The following is a 21,155-nucleotide window of genomic DNA, read 5'->3' as shown; positions in this document are numbered from 1 at the left end:
AGGGGGTCCTTCGCGATCCGTGACAGGACGGGGCACCGGGGACCGCCGTCGGTCCCGGGCGTCGCGAACGTAACCTGCCTCGAATGCTGCCGGAAGCAACATTGAGCGAGAATCGGCTTAAAACCGTCGAAGTTCACCCCTGGATTCACCCCGCGGTGAATCCTGTCGCCGCCAGGGCCCGTCGAGACATGCGTCCCGACGGGCCCTGGCGATCTCAGGACGGGCGATCTCAGAACGGGCGGCGAGCCGTGACCAGGATCCGCGGCGCCTCGTCCACCAGCACGTTGCCCGTCGCGAAGTGCATGTGCAGCCCGCGCAGCGCCGCCTCGTGACGGGCGACGGCGGCCGGGGTGAGGTCGGCCAGGTCGGGCACCTGCCAGGCCGCGACCCGCAGGTACCACAGCACGGAGGAAAGGTCCTTGAACGTGCGCGTCCCCGCGTACTCCGTGGCCTCGACGATCTCGAGGCCGGAGGCGACGAGGCCGTCGGAGATCACGTCGATCGTCACGCCGTCCGGGTCCCAGCCCAGCGGCACCCGGAGCGCCTGGTTGAGGACGAAGCCGTCGCGCGTGTCCACCTGCTCGGTGAGGAACGTGCCGCCCGGCTCCAGCACGCGGCCCACCTCGTCGGGGTCGATGGTGCTGAACCGGCTGAGCACGGCGCTGTACTGACCGTCGAAGAAGGGCAGCAGCACGTCGCCCGTCCACGACGGCTCCACGCGGCGCACGTCGACTCCGAGCGGCTCCAGGCGCCGTCGGGCGGCGAGGAAGGCCGGGCCGAGCTCCGTGGCGGCCGAACCCTTGGGGAGCGGGCCGAGGCCCGCGAAGAAGTCACCGTCACCGGTGCCGATGTCGAGCACGGCACCTCGGGACTTGAGCACGATCTCGCGGGCCAGCGTGGGGTAGTCCCACTCCGGCGCGTCGATCGTGAGACGGTCGTCGACGGGAGCGTTGTCGAGACCACCCGTGAACAGCGCCGCGGGTGTAGCAGGTGTCGCAGGGGCGTTACGCGCCCATTCGACGTGGTCCTCGAACGGCGCGTCCGGCGCCGGAGCAGGGGCGATCGAGACGTCAAGCATGTGGGAGATTGTGACGCAAACGGGGAGTAAGGGCTAACACTGGTGCAAACACGACCGGAGGCATCGCCGTGATGGTGAATCCCATACCCGCGGCGCACATCTCACCGACGGAATCGCCGTTCTCACTGCGCGTGGTCGGCCTGATGTCCGGCACGTCCCATGACGGGGTCGACGCCGCGGCGTGCGATCTCCGGCTCACCGGCGACACGCTGACGCTCACGCCCCTCGGGCACCTCTCCGCGCCGTACCCGGAGGAGCTCCGGTCGTCGCTGGTGGCGGCGCTCCCGCCGGCCGCCAGCTCCGCGGAGGCAGTGTGCCGGCTCGACACAGGCATCGGCCAGGCCTTCGCCGACGTCGCCGCCCGTGCCGTGGCCGAGCTCTGCGACGGGCGAGCCGACCTCGTGGTCTCCCACGGCCAGACGCTCTTCCACTGGGCGCCCGCGGGCGGCGCCGTTCGGGGCACCCTGCAGATCGGCGAGCCCGCGTGGATCGCCGAGGCGACCGGGCTCCCCGTCGTCTCCGGCCTGCGCACGCGCGACGTCGCCGCGGGCGGGCAGGGCGCCCCGCTGGTCGGCCTGTTCGACGCGCTGTGGCTCGCCGGCCGCCCCGGCGCCGTCGCGCTCAACCTGGGCGGCATCGCGAACGTGACCGTGCTGTCCGAGGCGACGCAGGTCGCCTTCGACACGGGCCCCGCCTGCGCGCTGCTCGACGCCGCGACCCGGCACGTCACGGGCGGACGCCTCGCCTTCGACGCCGACGGCGCCCTCGCCGCCCGCGGCCGCGTGCTCCCCTCGCTGCTGGAGCGGCTGCTCGACGAGCCCTACTACGCACGACCGGCCCCGAAGTCGACGGGCAAGGAGCTGTTCCATCTCTCCTACCTGCTGGACCGCGTCGGACCCACGGAGCCGACGGCGGAGGACCTGCTCGCCACGCTCGTGGCACTCACCGCCCGCACGGTGGCCGACGTCGTGCGGCACACCGCCACCGAGGTCGTCGCCTCGGGCGGCGGGACTCGCAACCCGGTGCTCATGGCGGCGCTTAGGTCCGAACTGCCTGGCGTCGCCGTCCGGACTTCCGACGAGCTGGGCGTGCCGAGCCAGGCCAAGGAGGCGCTGGCGTTCGCGGTACTCGGTTGGCACACGTGGCACGGCCTGCCCGGCGTGCTGCCGGGGGCGACCGGGGCGCGGCACGCGAGCGTGCTGGGGTCGGTGACGGCGGGAGCAGACGGGCAGTACCCGCCGGGGCGGGGTTCGGGCGTGGGGCGGCCGGGGCGGTTGGAGATCTTGCCGCCGGCCTGAGTCGTCGGAACGTCACCGGGTGAAGATGCGCGGGACGCGCTCATTTCGGGGCAAACGCGGCTGCGCGGCGGATACAGTCACGCGACTTGTCGTTCCGCGCATGGATCATGCGCCTCTTTCCTGGAGCGCTCGATGCCGACATCAGATTCTCGGCGATTCCTTTCCTCAGCCCGGCGGGCCTGTGCGTCGCTGGTGACCACCGGGTTGGTGCTCGGGCTCGCCGTGACAACCGCTGGTGCAGCGCCTACTCAGGGTGCGCAGGCGGGCAGCACGGGCGCGATGGTCGAGACGGCCACCGATTCCCTGGACCCGACCTTTGTGCAGGAGGGAATGCCGAGCGCGCAGACTGGGCAGCTTGTCGGCTGGGGCGCCCAAGGTGGCGGGAGCACGACGCGGGCGCTTCCGGAAGGGGTGCACGCCACAGCAATGTCCACCGACGACAGCGAGCTGCTGGTACTTCGGAGCGACGGGCGGGTCGACCTGCATCAATACGACATTGCGCCTGTGCACACGAATCCCCTGCCCGATCCGCCGGAGGGCACCTGGTACACGGCGGTGTCGGCGGGCACAGCGGGCACAGGGCAAATACTTCGGTCCGACGGTGTCGTGGTGAGCGCGTCCGGTCGAGTCATCATGACGCCTCCCGACGGCCTGGCCTACACGGCGCTCTCCGGAGCGCTCGCGCTGCGCTCGGACGGTGTGCTCAGCGACGCCGGGGATCCGGACGCGTCGTGCTCCGACGTACGCGATCCCGGCGCCGGACCGCGTTACACCGCGGTCTCCGCCCGTTCCGGTCTGGGCAACTGGGCCGCGCTACGGAGCGACGGGGCCCTCGTGTACTGCCAGGACGAGGTCGACGGGTCCACAGCGACAGTCGTCGATCCGCCCGCGGACACGCGGTTCGTCGGTGTCGACATGGGGGTGAGCGAGGCGATCGGGGCCACTGCGGATGGTCGGGTCATCTCCACGAACGGCAGCCAGCTCGCGGTAGCGCCGACCGGACGATCGATCATCTCGCTCGCTGCGATGTCGAACGGCCAGGGTGCCGCTGCCCTCGACGACGGGACGATCATCAGCTGGGGTCTCAACAGTCGAGACTCAGAACCGCCCGTGGTCCCCGCCGGACGCGATGTCTTCTCGGCCGTCAGCGGCTACTCCGGCTACGGACAGCACTGGGCGATCGTGGTCGGTGATGCCATCCCGGTCGAAGTCTCCGTCGACATGTCCGTGCCCACCAACCCCTCGGGAGCGGAGCGCCCCACCAGGGTGACCGACGTGATCGCACTGAAGGTCTCGGCTGCGCTCGAAAGCGGGACGCCGGTTCCCGGCTGGGTGACCACGACGGTGACCGCGCCCGACGGGAAGACGCGCATGCTCGAGCCAGAGCGGACACATCAGGGCACGGCCGAGGTGGAGGTCTACCCCTGGGATCACGAGCTGACGGGTGCCTACACACTGAGCACGGCCTTCTCCGAATCGCCGTACGTCACGATCCCCGTCGAGACAACGGTCGACCTCGCGGAGCCGAGTCCCGTCGTAGTGACCACTTCCGGGCCCGCCACGTGGTACGAGAAGTCGACGAGGACGCTTTGCTTCGAGCTGTCCACCACGGACGGTTCGCCACTCTGGTTGCGGTCGACGGACCAGATCAAGATCACCGTGGACGGGCGTCCGGATCTCATCCAATTCGGCGAGTACAACAGGGAGTGCGTCGACCGCCTCGATCTTGACCCCGGGACCTACACGCTGCACTACGACTACGAGGGCTGGAGCGAGGTGGACTCGGTGGCCTGGAGCAGACAGGTGGTCGTCCTTCCTTCGGTCGCGACTCGCATCGAGAGCGACCTGCCGTCGTCGTGGCGCTATGGAGAGATGCCTGACTCCGTCGAGGTCGACGTGTTCTCCGATTCATCCGTGCCGGCCGGCATCACCACACTTGAGTTCGACCAGCTGACTTTCGGGTACGGTTCCCGGCTGGACGGGAGCGGTCACAGTCAGATCAGAATCGATGACGAGGACGAACTGGTTCCAGGCACCTATCCCATGCTCGTGAGGTTTCGGGCGGACGATGACTTCCTCGACTCCCACCTCGAGCGGACGGTCACCGTCAAGCCGGCACCGTTCACGACGGACACTCCGACGATCACCGGAACCCCGCAGGTCGGCTCGACACTGACCGCGACCCCCGGCGCCTGGTCGCCGACACCCACCAGCTTCCGCTACGCGTGGAAAGTCGACGGCGTCGCCGTCACGGGTGCGACGTCGAGCACCTTCAGCGTCCCCGCCTCGGCGGCGGGCAAGAAGGTCACCGTCACGGTCACCGGCCTCAAGCAGTACTACGAGTCGTCGGCGACCAGCGCCCTCACGACCGCCGTCGCCCCCGGGACGTTCACCGCCCCGAAGCCGACGATCAAGGGCACGGCGAAGGTCGGCGCGACGCTGACGGCGACCCGCGGGACGTGGTCGCCGACGCCGTCGTCCGTGAAGTACGTGTGGAAGGCGAACGGAACGACCATCTCCACGCGAACGTCGAGCACGTTCGTGGTGCCGGCGTCGGCGAAGGGGAAGCGGCTGACCGTCACGGTGATCGGCACGCGCACGGGCTACACGACGAGATCGGTCGCGAGCTCCACGACGTTGACGGTCGCCGCGGGGACCTTCACCGCGCCGCGGCCCACGATCACGGGGACCAAGCGGGTCGGGTCGACGCTCACGGTGAGCCGCGGGACGTGGTCGCCCGCGCCGTTGTCGGTGAAGTACGTGTGGAAGGCGGACGGGACGACCATCTCGACGCGGACGAGCAACCGGTTCGTGATCCCGGCGCGGGCCCGGGGCAAGCACCTGACGGTCACGGTGACCGGTTCGCGGGCCGGGTACACGGCCAAGTCGGTGACCAGCACCCGGAATGTGACCATCCGCTGAGCCGCGGGACGGCCCGGAGAGCCGGGGTGGCGGCGTCCTACGACGTCGCCACCCCGGCTTTTCGCGCGCGACCCCAGAAATATCGGGGGAGAAGTACCCATCTCGGACACGTGGCGCGGCCCTGAAGCCGGGAATGACGAAGGCCCCGACTCTCTGAGTCGGGGCCTTCGTAACAACGTGCGCGAGGGGGGAGTTGAACCCCCACGCCCTTTCGGGCACACGGACCTGAACCGTGCGCGTCTGCCTATTCCGCCACTCGCGCGCTGCGTGGATGAGGCTAGCACGGCTCAGAGGGCAGTTCCGAATCCAATAACAGTGAAGTGGTTCACGTCCCGCCGCAGGTCTAGTAGCGTGCGGATCCGCCCACGTCTCTCCTCGCCGCGCCACCTGAGGGAAGATCGGAGAAGATCCGCAGGACATCCACAGTATTGGAGTCTGCGGGGACCTACCGGTCTATACGATCTAGGTAGTCTGCCCGGCGCAGACCCTGGAAGGAGGTGGCATGGGCGCCCTGGACCGCTTCGAGAAGAGCGTGGAGCGCATGATGAACAACGCGTTCGCCAAGGTGGGACGTGGCGAAGTGAAGCCCGTCGAGCTGGCGAGCAGGCTGCGGCGTGAACTGGACGACCGTGCCGCGGTCGTCGGACGCGACCGTACCGTCGCACCGAACGAGTTCACGATCGAGCTCGCTCCCGACGACTTCGCCCAGATCGAGGCGTGGGGTGCACAGACCCTCGCCGACGAGCTCGCGTCCAACATCACGGCGTACGCCGCGACGCAGCACTACGCGTTCGTGGGCCCCGTCAGCGTGACGTTCGACGAGCAGTACGAGCTGGTGCCCGGCCGCTTCACCGTGCGGTCGCGCAGCGTGCAGGGAAGCGTCGCCCCGGCGACCTCCGGCGCGCCGACGGGACGGCACCCGCTCATCGACATCGATGGTCAGCGCTACCTGCTCACCGGACCGGTGACCGTCATCGGGCGCGACGCCGAGGCGGACATCGTGGTGGACGACCCGGGTGTCTCCCGGCGGCACCTCGAGATCCGCGTGACGCCGGACGGCGTCGTGGCGACCGACATGGGCTCCACCAACGGCCTGTACGTCGAGGGCCACCAGGTTCCGGCCGCGACCCTGCTCGATGGCAACACGATGACCATCGGCCGTACCCGCATCATGTTCTGGACCGGCAGTGCGTCCGGTGCGGACAACGAGGACTGGTGAATAAACCGAAATGAGTGAGCTGACGTTCACCCTGCTCCGGCTGGGCTATCTCGTGCTGCTGTGGGTGTTCGTGCTCTCCGCCGTCGCAGTGCTACGGCGCGACCTCGCGGGGCCACGCACGACCAGCGGCCGGCGGCGCCGGCCCGAGCTGGCGGGGCCGGCCCCGACGCCGACCCCCGGCGGCGGTGCGCCCCGCGCGCCCCAGCGCGGTGGCCCGTCGCGGCTCGTCGTGGTGGCCGGCCCGCTTACCGGGACGACCATTCCCCTCACCTCGTCCGGAGTGCTGATCGGGCGTGCGCCGAGCTGCACCCTCGTGCTCGACGACGACTACTCGTCCTCGCGCCACGCGCGGATCTTCCCCCAGGGCGGCCAGTGGTTCGTGGAGGACCTCGGTTCCACGAACGGCACCTACATCGGCGAGGAGCGGGTGCAGGGCGTGCTCCCGCTCGGCCTCGGTGTGGGCGTGCAGATCGGACAGTCCGTCGTCGAGCTCCAGGGATGACCACCACGTGACCGTGACCTTGCGGTATGCCGCGCGCTCCGACGTCGGCCTCGTCCGCTCCAACAACCAGGACTCCGCGTACGCGGGGCCCAACCTCCTCGTCGTGGCCGACGGGATGGGCGGACACGCAGGCGGCGACGTCGCGTCCGCGCTGACCATCGCGGCCCTGGTGGGCCTCGACCGGCCCGACCACAGCTCCGACCAGTCGATGTCCGAGCTGGAACGCTCGATCGACCGCGCCCGGCAGGACCTCGTCGACGCCACCACGGCCGACCCGGACCTGGCCGGCATGGGCACCACCGTCACCGCGCTGCTGAAGTCCGGCAACACGCTTGCCATGGCCCACCTGGGCGACTCGCGCGCGTACCTGCTGCGGGACGGCACCCTCGCGCAGGTCACGGTGGACCACACCTTCGTGCAGCACCTGGTCGACACCGGCCGCATCACGCCGGACGAGGCCGAGAGCCACCCGCAGCGCAACGTCGTCATGCGGGTCCTCGGCGACTTCGACCTGGACCTCACTCCCGACCTGTCGATCCGCGAGGCGGTGCCCGGCGACCGCTGGATGCTCTGCTCCGACGGCCTGTCCGGATTCGTGCCGGACAACGAGATCGCCGAGGTCCTCAGCACCGTCCCCGACCCGTATGACGCCGTCGAGCGGCTCGTCTCGATGTCCATGCGCGCGGGCAGCACCGACAACATCACCGTCGTCGTGGCCGACGTCCTGGACGACGCCGCCGCGGCGGGCACCACGGCCACCGTCACCCCGGAGATCGTCGGCTCGGCCGCCCTCGCGGGCGTGACCGCGGCCGGTGGCGGCGCGCCCTCCGCGAGCGCCACCCCGCACTCCGAGATCGACGGCGACACCGTGACCGGCTTCAGCCGCGGCGGCACGGCGCAGGGCGGACAGCCGGCGCCGGCCGCCGTCGCGGTGGGCGTGCTGTCCGACCCGGCGGCCCAGGACAGCCTGGCCGACACGCTCGAGCAGGCCATGATCGCGGGCGGCACCGACGAGGAGCAGTACCAGCCGGACATCCAGCCCGACGACGACCTGGCCGAGGAGGCCGACGAAGAGGCGCCGACGCGCAAGAAGCGCGTCTGGCTGACCGTGGTCGGTGCCCTGCTGCTCGTCGTGGGCCTCGTCCTGGCGGGCTGGGGCGGCTACCGCTGGACCCAGACCCAGTACTACGTGGGTGAGTCCGACGGCCAGGTCGCGGTGTTCCGCGGCATCCCAGCGACGGCCGGACCCCTGACCTTCTCGACGGCGGTCGAGCTCACGGGCACCCGCGTCGACGAGCTGCCTACCTTCGTCGCGGACCGGGTGAACGAAACCATTCGCGCCACGTCGCTCGAGGACGCCCGCGGGCGCGCCGAGCGGCTGATCGCCGAGGCGGCCGAGGAGACCGAGCCGTCTGCCTCGCCGTCGCCGTCGTCCACCCCGACGCCGACCACGAGCGAGCCGGCGAGCACCTCGTCGCCGAAGTCCACGCCCACCGCCTCCAAGGAGACCGGGACGGGAGGGAACGGATGAGCGTCCTCCAGCCCGAGGAGAAGGCACCGGCCCGCGCCGCCGAGGCGATCCTGCTGGTCGTCGCGCTGGCGCTCGGCATGGGCGGCATGTGGATGGTGGGCTACTCCCTCGAGGACGGCCTGCCCGAGGGGTTCTGGACCTACACGCTCGTCCTGGCCGCGCTGGCCTTCACGGCGCACATCGTGCTGCGGCTGCGTGCGCCCTACGCCGACCAGGTAATCCTGCCGGCCGTCGTGCTGCTGAACAGCGTCAGCATGGCGATGGTGCTCCGGCTCGACCTGTCGCCCAACATCGCCATGGCCGGCGCCAACGCGCCGCGGCACATCATGTGGTCCGCGATCGGCATCATCCTCGGCTGCATCGTCATCTTCGTGATCCGCGACCACCGCAGCCTGCGCCGCCTGACCTACACGGCGATGATCGTCGGCATCGTGCTGGTCGTCCTCCCCCTGGTCCCTGGCCTGGGCAAGGAGATCAACGGCGCGCAGATCTGGATCTTCATCGGCCCGTTCTCGCTGCAGCCGGCCGAGTTCGCCAAGATCGCGTTCGCCGTGTTCTTCGCGGGCTACCTGGTCGCGAACCGCGACACCCTGGCGCTGGCGGGCAAGAAGTTCCTGGGCCTGCAGCTCCCGCGCCTGCGCGACCTCGGCCCCATCCTCATCGTCTGGGCCGTCTCGCTGGCGGTCCTCGTCGGCGAGAAGGACCTCGGTACCTCGCTGCTGTTCTTCGGCCTCTTCGTCGGCATGCTCTACCTGGCCACCGACCGGGTCGGCTGGATCGTCATCGGCCTCACGATGTTCGCCGCGGGCGCCGTCGTCGCCTGGTCGATCTTCAGCCACGTGCAGGGTCGCGTCGATGTGTGGCTCGACCCACTGAACGCTGAGCTCTACGAGCGCGACTTCGGCGGGTCCTACCAGATCGTCCAGGGCATGTTCGGCATGGCGTACGGCGGCATGTTCGGCGCAGGCTGGGGCGAGGGGTTCCCGGACCGGGTGCCGTTCGCCTTCTCGGACTTCGTGTACGCCGCCCTCGGCGAGGAGCTCGGCCTCACCGGCCTGCTGGCGATCCTGCTGATCTACCTGGTGATCGTGCAGCGCGGCCTGCGCCACGCGATCGGCGTGCGTGACGGTTTCGGCAAGCTGCTCGCGGGCGGTCTCGCGTTCGTCATGGCGCTGCAGCTCTTCGTGGTCGTGGGTGGCATCACCCGCATCATCCCGCTCACCGGTCTGACCCTGCCGTTCATGGCCCAGGGCGGATCGTCCCTGCTCGCGAACTGGATAGTCATCGCCCTCATGCTGCGCATCTCCGACGCCGCCCGGCGACCGTCGGCCCTGCCGACCCGCGGCACCCTGGCCGACCCCGCGCCCGCCGTGGTGGGCGGCGGCGCGATCGAGGTGGGCGGGCCCGGCGCGACTCCGGTCCAGGCTGGGACCGACGCCGGTGCGGGCCGCGGGCCGACGCCCAACGAGGCGACCCAGATCGTGCGGGGGGTGGACCTGTGAACGCGACCCTGCGCCGCCTCTCGACGATCGTCATGGTGATGTTCCTGGCCCTCATGGTCTCGACCACCTGGATCCAGTTCGTCCAGGCACAGAGCCTGAACGACGACCCCCGGAACGTCCGCGGCATCTACAGCGCGCTCGGCCGGGACCGTGGACCCATCGTCGTGAGCAACGGCGACCCGATCGTCACGTCCGTCCCCGTGGACGACAACTTCAAGTACCAGCGCACCTACTCCGACGGCGACGGCGGTGCGGCCACCGTGTACGCGCCGGTCACCGGCTACTTCGCCATCAACGGCACGGTCACCGGGATGGAGCGCTACGCGAACAGCTACCTCGCGGGCGAGGACGACTCGCTGTGGCTCGACCGCCTCCAGAACCTCATCACGGGCGAGGAGGCGCAGGGCTCCTCGGTCGAGCTCACGATCGACCCCAAGGTGCAGAAGGCCGCGTGGGACGCGCTGGGCGACAACGTCGGTGCCGCCGTGGCCATCAACCCCAAGACGGGCGCCATCCTCGCGATGGTCTCCAAGCCGTCGTTCGACCCGAACACCCTCGCGGTGCACGACAATGCGGCCGTCACGGCCGCGTCGGAGGAGCTGTTCAACTACAAGCCGCAGGTCAACTCGATCGGCGGCGAGGAGCGGCTCAGCCCCTACGGCCCCACGATCAACCGCACGATCAACGCGATCTACCCGCCGGGCTCCACGTTCAAGCTGCTGACGTCGGCCGCCGCCATCGAGTACGAGGGCATGACCCCGGAGACCCCGATCCCGGCGAAGGACGTCTACCAGCTCCCCGGCACGACCGGTGACGGCGGCAGGGTGCAGAACTTCGACGGCGAGACCTGCAGCCCGACCGGTTCGATGACGCTCAAGGACGCCCTGCGGATCTCGTGCAACACCGCGTTCCTGGAGCTGGCCAACACGGTGGGCAAGGACGGCATGCAGCAGATGTTCCAGGACTTCGGCTTCACCGACTCGCTCGAGATCCCGATGACCACGTCGGTCGGTGTCTACCCGGGCCTCTCCGACACCGCGACGGACGACTCCGACGCCCGCATCGCGCTGTCCGGCATGGGCCAGGGCGACCTTCGCCTGACGCCGCTCCAGGTGGCCATGATGTCCGCGGCCATCGCGAACGACGGCGACCTCATGGAGCCGTACCTCATCCAGAGCGTGCGGGACAGCGACCTCGAGCTCGTGAGCCAGACCAAGCCGAACCGCTACAAGAGCCCGTTCTCCTCGTCCACGGCCGACGCGCTGACCGAGATGATGGTCGCGGTGGTCGAGGACGGCTCCGGCCAGGGCGCACAGATCCCGGGTGTTCAGGTGGCCGGCAAGACCGGTACCGCGGAGGACGACCCGCGGTCGCCCACGCTGTGGTTCACCTCGTTCGCGCCGGCCGACGACCCGCAGGTCGCCGTGGCCGTGGTGCTGGAGAACGAGGGCCAGTCCACCAACGAGACCACGGGTGGCGCCCTCGCCAGCCCGATCGCCGCGCAGATCATGCAGGCGGCGATCTCGAAATGAGACCGGTCGAGGGTCTGTCGCTGGGCGATCGCTACAAGCTGGTGCGGCGTATCGCCATGGGCGGCATGGGCGAGGTCTGGGTAGCGCGCGACGAGAAGCTCGCGCGCGAGATCGCCGTGAAGGTGCTCCGTGAGGAGTACACGGGCAACGAGGACTTCCTCCGCCGCCTGCGCACGGAGGCCCGGAACTCGTCGACCCTCGTCCACCCCAACATCGCGCAGATGTTCGACTACGGCGAGGAGAACGGCGCCGGCTACCTGGTCATGGAGCTGGTCCTGGGTGAGCCGCTCGCCGACCTGCTCGAACGGGAGCCGGTGCTGCAGCCGGCCCGGTTGCTGCCGATCCTGGCGCAGACCGCGCGCGGCCTGCACGCCGCCCACCTCGCCGGCGTGGTGCACCGTGACGTGAAGCCGGGCAACATCCTGCTGGAGCACTCGGGCACCGTGAAGATCACGGACTTCGGTGTCTCGGTGGCCCAGAACCAGGTGCCCATGACCGCCACGGGCATGGTCATGGGCACCGCGCAGTATCTGTCCCCCGAGCAGGCCGTGGGCCAGTCGGCCACGGGCGCCTCGGACATCTACGCGCTCGGCGTGGTCGCCTACGAGGCGACGGCGGGCCGCCGTCCCTTCACCGGCCGGACGCCGGTCGACATCGCGATCGCGCACGTCAACGCGCCGATGCCGCTGCTTCCGACCTCGGTGCACCCCGGGCTGGCCGAGACCATCACGCAGATGCTGGAGAAGGACCCGGCGCAGCGCATCGCCTCGGCCGACCAGCTCGCGCGGCACCTCGACATGCTCGCCGCGGAGATCGCCGAGGACCCGTTCGGCAGCTCGCGCTACGCGCGCCGCTCGCGTCGCGACGGCCAGGCGTCCTCCACGCAGCGCTCCGGCAACGGCCGGTCGAGCGCGCCGCAGCCCGGCCCCTCGCACGCCCGCAGGCAGTCCCCGTTCGGCCCGACCAGCGGCGGGCGGCACACGACCGTGGCCAACGCCCAGTCCGCGCCGCCCCAGCCGTCCCCCGGCCCGGGGGCTCCGGCCGGCGGATTCGGTTCGGGCACGGCGGCCGGCGGCTACGGTTCCGGGAACCCCGCGGGCGGTTACGGCCCGGGCACCCCGGCCGGCGGCTACGGTTCCGGGCCGTTCGGCTCCGGTTCCTACGGTTCCGACTCCGCCGGGTACGGCACGACGTCGGGCACCTACGGGACGGACGCCTACGGACGCCCGTACTCACCGGCTCCGGGCAACCCCGCAGGCGGGCCCGCCTCCGGGGGATACGGCTCGGACTCGGCCGGGTACGGCACCGACTCCGCCGGCTACGGGTCCGACTCGGCCGGGTACGGCACGACGTCGGGCGCCTACGGCTCCGACTCCTACGGCAGGCCGGCCGCACCCGGGTACGTCCCGCCGCCGGCGGGCTCGGCGAACGGGGCCGCACGGGCCTATCCGTCGCGCCGCGACCTGCACTCGACACGCCAGGACGGACGGCGGGTCCCCCAGCAAGGGCGTTCGGGAGGGCACCCTGGGAAGGGACGACGCAGCCTGTCGTCCGACATCCAGGGCTGGGTGAACGGGATCGAGGATCGCCTGGGGATCCGCGTGTCCTGGCCGCTCGTCGCACTGGTCGGGCTGCTGCTCGTGGTCATCCTCATCATGCTGGTCACCGGGGGCGGCGACGACGGCGCTCTGCGGGAGCCGTTGGGTTCCTCCGAAATCTACGCCGAAACGCTGAATCCCCCGGCAGCGGCCGGACTGGCCGCTTCTGGGATGATGCTCCTCAACGAGTCGTATGCCCTGAGGCAGACGGCCACGACATCAAAGGACCTATGAGTGGTGGAGAACACGCCCCGCGTACTCGCCGGCCGTTATGAGGTCGGCGAGCTCGTCGGCCGTGGCGGCATGGCCGAGGTGCACATCGGCCACGACACCCGTCTCGGTCGTACCGTCGCGATCAAGGTGCTCCGTTCCGACCTCGCCCGTGACCCGTCGTTCCTCACCCGGTTCCGGCGCGAGGCGCAGTCGGCTGCCGCGCTGAACCATCCCGCGGTCGTGGCCGTGTACGACACCGGCGAGGACATCCACCAGAACGCCGCCGGCGAGGACGTGCACGTGCCGTTCATCGTCATGGAGTACGTCGAGGGACACACCGTCCGCGACATCCTGACCGACGGCGCGGCGGTGCCGATCGAGGAGGCCGTCGAGATCACGGTCGGCGTGCTGAGCGCGCTGGAGTACTCGCACCACGCGGGCATCGTGCACCGCGACATCAAGCCCGCGAACGTGATGATCACGCCCACGGGCGCGGTCAAGGTGATGGACTTCGGCATCGCCCGGGCCATGGCCGACTCCGCCGCGACGATGACGCAGACCCACGCCGTGATCGGCACGGCGCAGTACCTCTCGCCCGAGCAGGCCCGCGGTGAGCAGGTCGACACCCGCTCCGACCTGTACTCCACCGGCTGCATGCTGTTCGAGCTGCTCACCGGACGCCCGCCGTTCCAGGGCGACTCGCCGGTCGCCGTGGCCTACCAGCACGTGGGCCAGGAGCCGCAGCGCCCGTCGGAGGTCGCCACCGACGTCCCCGAGGTGCTCGACCGCATCACCCTCAAGGCCCTGACCAAGGACCGCGACCACCGGTACAGCACCGCGGCGGAGTTCCGCCGCGACCTGGAGGCCGCGATGCGCGGCGGCCAGGTCACCGCACCCATGGTCGGCGCCGCGATGATGGGTGCGACCCAGGTCGCGGGCCAGCCCGCGTACGGGGCCACGCAGGTCATGACGCCGGGCAACGGCAACTGGGGTCCGGCGACGGCGCAGCAGAGCCCGATCACGCCGGGCAACGGCTACCCCGGCCCGCAGACCCGCAACGGTCAGCGCGAGCCCGAGAAGAAGAGCAAGGCCCTGATGTGGTGGCTGCTCGGGATCGCCCTCGCGGCGGTCGCGGCCATCATCATCGCCATGGTCATCAACGGCGGAGGCGAGGACGAGCCGACGACGGTCGCCGTGCCCACGATCTCGGAGGGGATCAGTGCCGAGGAGGCACGGTCGCAGATCGAGGCCGCCGGTCTGACGTTCCAGTCGGCCATCGACAAGGAGTCCGACCTCGACGAGGGTCAGACCACCGGCCAGACCGACCCGGGCGCCGGCGAGGAGGTCGAGCCGAACTCGACGGTCACCGTCTACGTGGCGGGTGCTCCGGGGCAGGTCACGCTGCCCGAGCTGAAGAACCTCTCCGAGGCTGACGCCCGGGCCAAGCTCGAGGAGCTGAACCTGACGGTCAGCAGCACGGAGTCCGAGAACAGCCCGGACGTCAGCCAGGGCCAGGTCACCAAGAGCGAGCCGGGCGCGGGCCAGACCGCGCAGGAGGGTTCGGACGTCGTCCTGTACCTCTCGACCGGCAACACCACGCTCCCGAACGTCGTCGGGCAGTCCAAGGAGGGCGCCGAGGCACAGCTCGCGAACCTCGGTCTCGGCACCATCCAGTGGGACACCGAGGAGAGCGACGACGTGACCCCGGGTACGGTGTCACGCACCGACCCCGAGGCCGGCGACGTGAAGCAGGGCACCTCGGTGACGGTCTACATCGCAGAGGCGCCGGCACCTACGGAGACGACCGTCCCCGCGGACCTCGTCGGCAAGACGCTCGACGAGGCCCAGGTCGCGTGCACGGGTGCGCAGATCACGTGCCAGCAGGCGTCCGAGGAGGCCTCGGACATCTTCGCCGCCGGCCAGGTGATCCGGTCCGACCCGGCTCCAGGCTCCACCGTCGACGTGGGCTCGTACATCAACCTCGTGATCTCCACCGGCCCGGAGGGCGGCGCGGGAGGCGAGGGCGACGGCGAGGACATCATCCCGTAACGCAGTCGGCCCCTGACCGGAGACCGGTCAGGGGCCGCACCGCGCACATGGCGCCGCAGGTCAGGAGATGACCAGCGGCGCCATTCCTCTTGCCCGCTCCACGGCGCCCTCGAGCCCGCAGGTCTCCAGCCAGTTCGCCAGCAGCCTGTGCCCGCCCTCGGTGAGCACGGACTCGGGGTGGAACTGCACGCCGTGCAGCGGCAGCTCGCGGTGCTGCAGCCCCATGACGATGCCCGACGCCGTCGAGCAGGTCACCTCCAGCTCGTCCGGCACGCTGTCCGGCGTCACCGCCAGCGAGTGGTAGCGGGTCGCGGTGAACGGCGCGGGGAGTCCGGCGAGGACGCCCTGGCCCGAGTGCTCCACGAGGCTCGTCTTGCCGTGCATGAGCTCCGGCGCGTGCGTCACCTTGCCGCCGAACACCTCGGCCAGCGCCTGGTGCCCGAGGCAGACGCCGAGCATCGGGGTACGCGACCGGGCGCAGTCTCGGATCACGTCCTCGGAGGCACCGGCTTCCGCCGGGGTCCCCGGGCCGGGGGAGACGAGCACGCCGTCGTAGGGCACGGGCGCGCCGTCGCCGCCGTCGTACCAGTAGCGGCCGTCGGCGTCGGGGGTGGGCACGGCGTCGTTCCGGACCACCACGGTCCGGGCGCCGATCTGGTCGAGATAACCGACGATCGTGTAGACGAACGAGTCGTAGTTGTCGACGACGAGGATGCGCGTCATGCAGGCATGCTACGCGCCGACGGTGGTGTCGTTGAACGGCATGTAGTCGCTGAGCCACGGGAAGAACTGCGTGAAGCACACCGCGATCACGCCGAACGCCAGCACGAGGCACACGAGGAACTTGAACCACCCGGGGCCGGGAATGGCCCGCCACAGCAGCGCGTACATCAGCTCACCAGCTCCTTCGGCATGCCCTCGCCCACCGGCGACCAGTACTCGAGCTCACCGTGCACGATGTACCGCTCGGTCGCGGAGAACATCGGGTGGCAGGAGGTCAGCGTGATGAACCGCTTGGTCAGCTCGGGCATCGGCTCGTCGGCGGTCACGCCGGGGACCGGGGCGATGACCTCGACGTTCTGCGGGTAGACGATCTGCGACTCGGTCACCTTGTACACGTACCAGGTGTCCTTGGTACGGACGACCAGCGGATCACCGGGCTTGAGCTCGGCGATCTGGTTGAACGGCTTGCCGTAGGTGGTGCGGTGCGCGGCGACCGCGAAGTTGCCGAGGTCGCCCGGCATGGCGGTGCCCACGTAGTGGCCGATGCCGATGGTGTCGAGCACCGTCGCCTTGTCCGTGCCCTCGGCGATCGGCTTGACGTAGTTGTCGCCGAACCGCGGGATGTACATCTGCGCGAAGAGCGTGCCGGCGTCCGGTGGCTCCGCCATGACCGGCGGCGGGCCGTGGTTCTCGGTAGCGGTCTCGGGACCGGTTGGAGCGGCCTCCCAGTCCATCTCGGCGATGATCTCGCTCTGGGCGCGCGCGCCCTCGACGTCCGTCCACCAGAGCTGCCACACCACGAACAGCCCGAGCACCAGACCCGCGGTCACGAGAAGCTCGCCCATCACGCCGATCAGCCAGGCGACGGGCCGCATGGGGGATCCCGCCGACTGGGGGCGCCGCGCGTTGCGCGGACCCATCCCGGACGGACCGCGCTGATACGCGATGGGGAACACCTCCTGCGGCAGGGGTACGTTGTGGCCGGCCTGCGCGTGGGTCATCCAAAGACCTCCGTACCATCGGGAACCGTCGCGTACTGCAGACCGCCGCCGTCGTACGCGGGGAGGTCCAGGTGGTCGCTACGTCGCACGTCCCAGCCCAGGTGTACCCAGTCCACGTACTCGAGGTACGTCTGCACACCCTCGGACTCGTCGAGCGACGCCTCCATCTTCTCCGGGTCTCCGACTGCCGTCACCTTGTACGGTGGTGAGAAGACCTTGCCGTGCAGCAGGAGGATGTTCCCGGAGCACCGGAACGCCGACGTCGACGTCACGCGCTCGCCCTGCAGGGTCATCGCCTCGGCCCCGCCGGCCCAGAGCGCGTTGATGACGTGCTGCAGGTCCTGCTGGTGCACCACGAGGTCGTCCGGCTGCGGCTCGGCGCCACCGGGACCCGCCCCGACCGCCGTCGACGGCGCGTCGTCGAGCGTCACGGTGAGACCACCGCCCTCGACCGGTTCGGATCCCGACACCACGCCCTCGCGGCGCACCAGGTCGTCGTCCAGCGTCGGGACGGTCGTGCCGGCACGCGCGCTCAGTGCCTCGATCTCGCGGTCCAGCTCGGTGCTGCGCTCGGTGAGGTCGGTGACGCGGTCGGTCTCGGTGTCCACGAGCTGCGCGAGGTCCTGCGGGTCGCGGTTGCCGGCGCCGCCGCCGTCGGCCAGCCGGGCGCTGGCGCTGAACATCAGGCCGGCCAGCACGGCGACCGCCCCCACGCTGAGCCACGAACGCCACCGTGCGTGGGTCAGGGCACCAAGAAAGCCTCCGGCACCGCCCTTGGACGACGGCGCGGGCGTCGGCTCCGGTCCGGTCACATGCGTCCCTCCTGCAACATTCGACCAACCCGCGGACGCGTCTGGTCACGACTCGGGCTGTCGACCACTACGCTAGTCCACGAGCAAGCAGACGTCGGCTCGGCACACCCGTCGGGCAGACCCCCCAGGACAGGAGCCCGCCTCGTGCCCGAGTCGAAGTCCCGCAACAAGAAGAAGGCCACGCCCAAGGCTGACAAGGCCGAGGCCAAGGTCGCGCTGCCCGGTGAGGCGGTCAACCCGCGTTGGCTCGCCCCCGTCATGGTCGGCCTCATGGTCCTCGGCCTCGCCTGGATCGTGACGTACTACCTGACCAGCGCAGACCTCGCCCTGCCGATCCCGCAGATCGGCCAGTGGAACCTCGCGGTCGGCTTCGGCCTGATCATCGTGGGCTTCGGGCTCACCACCCGCTGGCGCTGAGGAACGGTGGCTCCGCGGCCGCGCCGAGGCGGCCGCGGAGCTGTGTACCCATTTATCCACAGCTGTGGGTAAAGCTGGGGAAAAGAGTGTGGCGCTACACCACCAGCTAGCTCTTCCGCCTGTTCACAGGACGCCGACGGAGCTGTAGCGCCATACCGCCAGCGCGGTCAGGACGGCGATACCGGCCACCGGGACGACCCACGCGACGAGCGCGCGCCGGTCCTTGGGCGCGTACGCATAGGCGGTCGCCACCAGCGCACCTGTGACGAGACCGCCGAGGTGTGCCTGCCACGAGATGTTCGGCACGAAGAACCCGATGGCGCCGTTGATCGCGAGCAGGACGAGCACCTGACCCATGCTGCGGCCCAGGCGGCGCATCACGGGGAGCATCGCCCCGAACAGCCCGAACACCATGCCGGACGCGCCGACGACCGGCGTCACCCAGGCGTCCGACGTGAACGGGTCGCCGGCCAGGAGCAGCACGCCGACCGACCCGCCCACGGCGGACAGCAGGCACAGGACCGCGAACCGGGCCCGGCCGAGCAGCGGCTCGAGGAACTGGCCCGTGATCCACAGCGCGTACATGTTGAACAGGATGTGCAGCGGCGACGTGGAGTGCAGGAACGATGCCGTGAGGAACCGCCACGGTTCCATCGCGCCGCCCCAGGGCCAGAACCACAGCGCCTGCGTCCACTCACCCCTCGTCACCAGCTGCAGCAGCCAGCTCACGACGCAGATGCCGATGATCGTCAGCGTGACGACCGGCCGACCGTGGGTGGAGGCGGCCGTCGCCGTGCCACCGAAGACCGTCCGGACACGCGGCGCGGCACGACTCGACTCCCGGACGCAGTCGACGCACTGGATGCCGACCGCGGCCGGCCGCTGGCATTCCGGGCACGCCGGCCGACCACAGCGCTGGCAGCGCACGTAGCTCACCCGGTCCGGGTGACGCGGGCAGACGGGAGCCTCGGCCTCGGTCGGCTCCTCGGCGGCCGGGTCGTTCATCGCGATACGTCCTCAGTCCCCTCGGTCCTCAGTGCTCAGGTCGTACGTGTCCGGTCCAGGGCGGCGCGGGCGCCGCGGCGGGTCAGGGCTCGATGGTGACGGACTCGATGACGATGTCCTCGACGGGACGGTCGCCGGGACGCGTGCGCGTCTTGCCGACCTTGTCGACGACCTCGCGCGACGCGTCGTCCGCGACCTTGCCGAAGATCGTGTGCTTGCCGTTCAGCCACGGGGTCTCCGCGGTGGTGAGGAAGAACTGGGAGCCGTTGGTGCCCTCGATCTCGCCGGTGACCGGGTTCCGGCGCTTGCCGGCGTTGGCCATCGCGAGGATGTACTTCTCGTTGAACTGGAGCTCAGGGTGGATCTCGTCGTTGAACGTGTACCCCGGGCCGCCGGTTCCCGTCCCGAGCGGGCAGCCGCCCTGGATCATGAAGTCGTCGATGACGCGGTGGAAGATCAGGCCGTCGTAGAACGGGTCCTTGCGCTCCTCGCCCGTGCGCGGGTCCGTCCAGGCCTTCTCACCCGTCGCCAGGCCGACGAAGTTCTCGACAGTCTTGGGCGCGTGGTTCGGGAAGAGCTCGATGCGGATGTCACCGGAGGTGGTGTGCAGGATTGCGAACATGCATCAATCCTCCCACGGAGCGGCCCGTAGATGCTGCACCGGCGCCTCCCGCCCTCGCCAGTAACGGCAGGCGATGGCAGAGTGGCACCTTGAGGAGTATTGAACAGTTCGGGGGGAGTTACATGACCCGCAAGAAGGTGACCGACTACGTGGACACGAGCAAGATCGACACCGAGAAGGTCAAGGAGAGGGCCGCGGAGGCCACAGCTCTGCTTTCCGACGTCAGCTCCAAGGCCGCGTCGCAGGCCGGGTCCATCGCGGCCCAGGCCAAGGACCGGGCCTCGAACGCGAAGGACTGGGCCCAGCCCCGCGTGAACGACTTCATCGCGTGGCTCACACCGCGCGCCGAGAAGGCCTGGCAGGACAGCCTGCAGGCGGCCGCGCCCCAGGTCGAGAAGGTGGCGGGCAAGGCCGCGCCCCTCATCGACTCCGCGCACGACAAGCTCGTGGACGACCTGCTCCCGAAGATGGTCTCCGCGTTCAACGCCGCGGCGGCCAATGCCGCGGCGGCTCAGGGCAAGACCTCGCTCGCCGAGACCGTCACGGACGCGGCGGACAAGGCCAGCAGGAAGAGCTCCAAGAAGGGCTGGCTCATCGCGCTGGCCGCGGGCGGCGCGGCCGTCGCGGGCTACGTCTTCTGGAAGCGCGCGCAGCCGCAGACCGACCCGTGGGCCGAGCCCTGGGAGCAGAGCTCGGGAGCCGACTACTCCGACGGCGCCGCCAAGCACTCCTCCGGCGTCGGCTCGGCGGCAGGCTCCGCGCTCGCCAAGGGCAAGGAGGCGGGGGCCAAGGCCGCACAGACGGCCAAGGACCTCGGCGCCCGGGCCTACTCGGCCGCGAGCCCCGCGTTCGAGGCAGCGAAGGAGAAGGCCGGTCCGGTGCTCGAGAAGGCCGCCCCGGTGATCGACGCCGCCAAGGAGAAGGCTGCTCCCGTCATCGACGCCGCGAAGTCCACGGCACAGAAGGCGAGCGGCGCGGTGTCCGACGCCGCGCAGAAGGCCGGCTCCGACAGCCCCGAGAAGCCGGCCAAGGCAGCGGAACCGAAGGACGCCAAGCCGGCTCCGCCCGCCAAGGACGAGCCGATCGTGGACCAGGTTCCGCCGGGGGAGAGCAAGCAGGGCAGCTGACCCC

Annotated in this window: 18 protein-coding genes and 1 tRNA gene; 11 read left to right on the top strand and 8 right to left on the bottom strand. The window is 70.4% G+C overall.

Translation table 11 applies throughout. From position 1 onward, the window contains the following. Window positions 1–229 precede the first annotated feature (229 nt). Window positions 230–1,078, bottom strand: a complete 849-nt coding sequence (locus QRN56_RS00955) for a class I SAM-dependent methyltransferase (protein ID WP_285100587.1) — start codon at window positions 1,076–1,078, stop codon at window positions 230–232. A 71-nt stretch (window positions 1,079–1,149) separates the two neighbouring features. Here QRN56_RS00955 and QRN56_RS00950 point away from each other — a divergent pair, with 71 nt between their 5' ends. After that, window positions 1,150–2,376 (top strand): anhydro-N-acetylmuramic acid kinase, encoded by a 1,227-nt coding sequence (locus tag QRN56_RS00950; protein WP_285100586.1) that lies wholly within the window; start codon window positions 1,150–1,152, stop codon window positions 2,374–2,376. A gap of 633 nt (window positions 2,377–3,009) precedes the next feature. Further along, window positions 3,010–5,298 (top strand): hypothetical protein, encoded by a 2,289-nt coding sequence (locus QRN56_RS00945; protein WP_285100585.1) that lies wholly within the window; start codon window positions 3,010–3,012, stop codon window positions 5,296–5,298. A gap of 178 nt (window positions 5,299–5,476) precedes the next feature. Here QRN56_RS00945 and QRN56_RS00940 read toward each other — a convergent pair. Further along, window positions 5,477–5,560 (bottom strand) — tRNA-Leu (locus QRN56_RS00940). Window positions 5,561–5,800: 240 nt separating this feature from the next. On the opposite strand from QRN56_RS00940, the gene QRN56_RS00935 reads away from it, so the two are divergent. From QRN56_RS00935 to pknB, 7 genes are read left to right on the top strand one after another with little or no spacing between them, the layout of a single operon-like run. Further along, entirely contained in the window at window positions 5,801–6,517 is a 717-nt protein-coding gene (locus QRN56_RS00935) for an FHA domain-containing protein (protein WP_020017306.1), read from the top strand. 10 nt (window positions 6,518–6,527) lie between these two features. Continuing rightward, a complete protein-coding gene (locus QRN56_RS00930) occupies window positions 6,528–7,019 on the top strand; it encodes an FHA domain-containing protein FhaB/FipA (protein ID WP_285100584.1) in 492 nt (163 codons plus the stop codon). Between the two features lie 7 nt (window positions 7,020–7,026). Next, a complete protein-coding gene (locus QRN56_RS00925; protein WP_285100583.1) occupies window positions 7,027–8,550 on the top strand; it encodes a PP2C family protein-serine/threonine phosphatase in 1,524 nt (507 codons plus the stop codon). Further along, window positions 8,547–10,052: an FtsW/RodA/SpoVE family cell cycle protein gene (locus QRN56_RS00920; protein WP_285100582.1), complete on the top strand. Its 1,506-nt coding sequence runs from the start codon at window positions 8,547–8,549 to the stop codon at window positions 10,050–10,052. The genes QRN56_RS00925 and QRN56_RS00920 overlap by 4 nt, the downstream gene beginning before the upstream one ends. After that, window positions 10,049–11,584: a peptidoglycan D,D-transpeptidase FtsI family protein gene (locus tag QRN56_RS00915; RefSeq protein ID WP_285100581.1), complete on the top strand. Its 1,536-nt coding sequence runs from the start codon at window positions 10,049–10,051 to the stop codon at window positions 11,582–11,584. The genes QRN56_RS00920 and QRN56_RS00915 overlap by 4 nt, the downstream gene beginning before the upstream one ends. Beyond that, window positions 11,581–13,416 (top strand): serine/threonine-protein kinase, encoded by a 1,836-nt coding sequence (locus QRN56_RS00910; RefSeq protein WP_285100580.1) that lies wholly within the window; start codon window positions 11,581–11,583, stop codon window positions 13,414–13,416. Before QRN56_RS00915 ends, QRN56_RS00910 begins: the two co-directional genes overlap by 4 nt. Next, window positions 13,417–15,444, top strand: coding sequence for a Stk1 family PASTA domain-containing Ser/Thr kinase (gene pknB, locus QRN56_RS00905; RefSeq protein WP_285100579.1), 2,028 nt, complete (start codon window positions 13,417–13,419; stop codon window positions 15,442–15,444). Between the two features lie 60 nt (window positions 15,445–15,504). Here the strand turns inward: pknB and QRN56_RS00900 are convergent, their stop codons facing one another. The 4 genes from QRN56_RS00900 to QRN56_RS00885 are packed head-to-tail and all read right to left on the bottom strand — an operon-like array spanning window position 15,505 to window position 17,980. Then, window positions 15,505–16,167 (bottom strand): aminodeoxychorismate/anthranilate synthase component II, encoded by a 663-nt coding sequence (locus QRN56_RS00900; protein WP_285100578.1) that lies wholly within the window; start codon window positions 16,165–16,167, stop codon window positions 15,505–15,507. Between the two features lie 9 nt (window positions 16,168–16,176). Next, a complete protein-coding gene (locus QRN56_RS00895) occupies window positions 16,177–16,335 on the bottom strand; it encodes a hypothetical protein (RefSeq protein WP_285100577.1) in 159 nt (52 codons plus the stop codon). Continuing rightward, entirely contained in the window at window positions 16,335–17,168 is an 834-nt protein-coding gene (locus tag QRN56_RS00890; RefSeq protein WP_285100576.1) for a class E sortase, read from the bottom strand. The genes QRN56_RS00895 and QRN56_RS00890 overlap by 1 nt, the downstream gene beginning before the upstream one ends. Further along, the gene (locus QRN56_RS00885) at window positions 17,165–17,980 is read right to left on the bottom strand and encodes a DUF881 domain-containing protein (protein WP_285100575.1); all 816 of its coding nucleotides are present in this window, start codon (window positions 17,978–17,980) and stop codon (window positions 17,165–17,167) included. Before QRN56_RS00885 ends, QRN56_RS00890 begins: the two co-directional genes overlap by 4 nt. Window positions 17,981–18,124: 144 nt before the next feature. On the opposite strand from QRN56_RS00885, the gene QRN56_RS00880 reads away from it, so the two are divergent. After that, window positions 18,125–18,397 carry a cell division protein CrgA gene (locus tag QRN56_RS00880; RefSeq protein ID WP_285100574.1) on the top strand — a complete coding sequence of 91 codons (273 nt, stop codon included), beginning with the start codon at window positions 18,125–18,127 and terminating at the stop codon, window positions 18,395–18,397. Window positions 18,398–18,520: 123 nt separating this feature from the next. On the opposite strand, the gene QRN56_RS00875 is transcribed toward QRN56_RS00880, so the two are convergent. Next, the gene (locus tag QRN56_RS00875; protein WP_285100573.1) at window positions 18,521–19,402 is read right to left on the bottom strand and encodes a rhomboid family intramembrane serine protease; all 882 of its coding nucleotides are present in this window, start codon (window positions 19,400–19,402) and stop codon (window positions 18,521–18,523) included. An 82-nt stretch (window positions 19,403–19,484) separates the two neighbouring features. Then, window positions 19,485–20,024: a peptidylprolyl isomerase gene (locus QRN56_RS00870; RefSeq protein ID WP_285100572.1), complete on the bottom strand. Its 540-nt coding sequence runs from the start codon at window positions 20,022–20,024 to the stop codon at window positions 19,485–19,487. Between the two features lie 122 nt (window positions 20,025–20,146). Between QRN56_RS00870 and QRN56_RS00865 the strand changes: the two genes are divergently transcribed. Next, window positions 20,147–21,151 carry a prolipoprotein diacylglyceryl transferase gene (locus QRN56_RS00865; RefSeq protein ID WP_285100571.1) on the top strand — a complete coding sequence of 335 codons (1,005 nt, stop codon included), beginning with the start codon at window positions 20,147–20,149 and terminating at the stop codon, window positions 21,149–21,151. Window positions 21,152–21,155 lie beyond the last annotated feature (4 nt).

The sequence above is a fragment of the Promicromonospora sp. MEB111 genome, from assembly GCF_030209445.1.
Taxonomy (GTDB): Bacteria; Actinomycetota; Actinomycetes; order Actinomycetales; family Cellulomonadaceae; genus Promicromonospora.
Note: the sequence above shows the minus strand (reverse complement) of the source record. Positions and strands in the feature narration are given on the sequence as shown.

Excerpts from the sequence above, each read along its gene's own strand:
- QRN56_RS00875 (WP_285100573.1), bottom strand. The coding sequence starts at position 19,402 with ATGAACGACCCGGCCGCCGAGGAGCCGACCGAGGCCGAGGCTCCCGTC.
- QRN56_RS00900 (WP_285100578.1), bottom strand. The coding sequence starts at position 16,167 with ATGACGCGCATCCTCGTCGTCGACAACTACGACTCGTTCGTCTACACG.
- QRN56_RS00910 (WP_285100580.1), top strand. The coding sequence starts at position 11,581 with ATGAGACCGGTCGAGGGTCTGTCGCTGGGCGATCGCTACAAGCTGGTG.
- QRN56_RS00865 (WP_285100571.1), top strand. The coding sequence starts at position 20,147 with ATGACCCGCAAGAAGGTGACCGACTACGTGGACACGAGCAAGATCGAC.
- QRN56_RS00950 (WP_285100586.1), top strand. The coding sequence starts at position 1,150 with ATGGTGAATCCCATACCCGCGGCGCACATCTCACCGACGGAATCGCCG.
- QRN56_RS00870 (WP_285100572.1), bottom strand. The coding sequence starts at position 20,024 with ATGTTCGCAATCCTGCACACCACCTCCGGTGACATCCGCATCGAGCTC.
- QRN56_RS00920 (WP_285100582.1), top strand. The coding sequence starts at position 8,547 with ATGAGCGTCCTCCAGCCCGAGGAGAAGGCACCGGCCCGCGCCGCCGAG.
- QRN56_RS00895 (WP_285100577.1), bottom strand. The coding sequence starts at position 16,335 with ATGTACGCGCTGCTGTGGCGGGCCATTCCCGGCCCCGGGTGGTTCAAG.
- QRN56_RS00935 (WP_020017306.1), top strand. The coding sequence starts at position 5,801 with ATGGGCGCCCTGGACCGCTTCGAGAAGAGCGTGGAGCGCATGATGAAC.
- QRN56_RS00890 (WP_285100576.1), bottom strand. The coding sequence starts at position 17,168 with ATGACCCACGCGCAGGCCGGCCACAACGTACCCCTGCCGCAGGAGGTG.
- QRN56_RS00930 (WP_285100584.1), top strand. The coding sequence starts at position 6,528 with ATGAGTGAGCTGACGTTCACCCTGCTCCGGCTGGGCTATCTCGTGCTG.
- QRN56_RS00945 (WP_285100585.1), top strand. The coding sequence starts at position 3,010 with ATGACGCCTCCCGACGGCCTGGCCTACACGGCGCTCTCCGGAGCGCTC.
- QRN56_RS00955 (WP_285100587.1), bottom strand. The coding sequence starts at position 1,078 with ATGCTTGACGTCTCGATCGCCCCTGCTCCGGCGCCGGACGCGCCGTTC.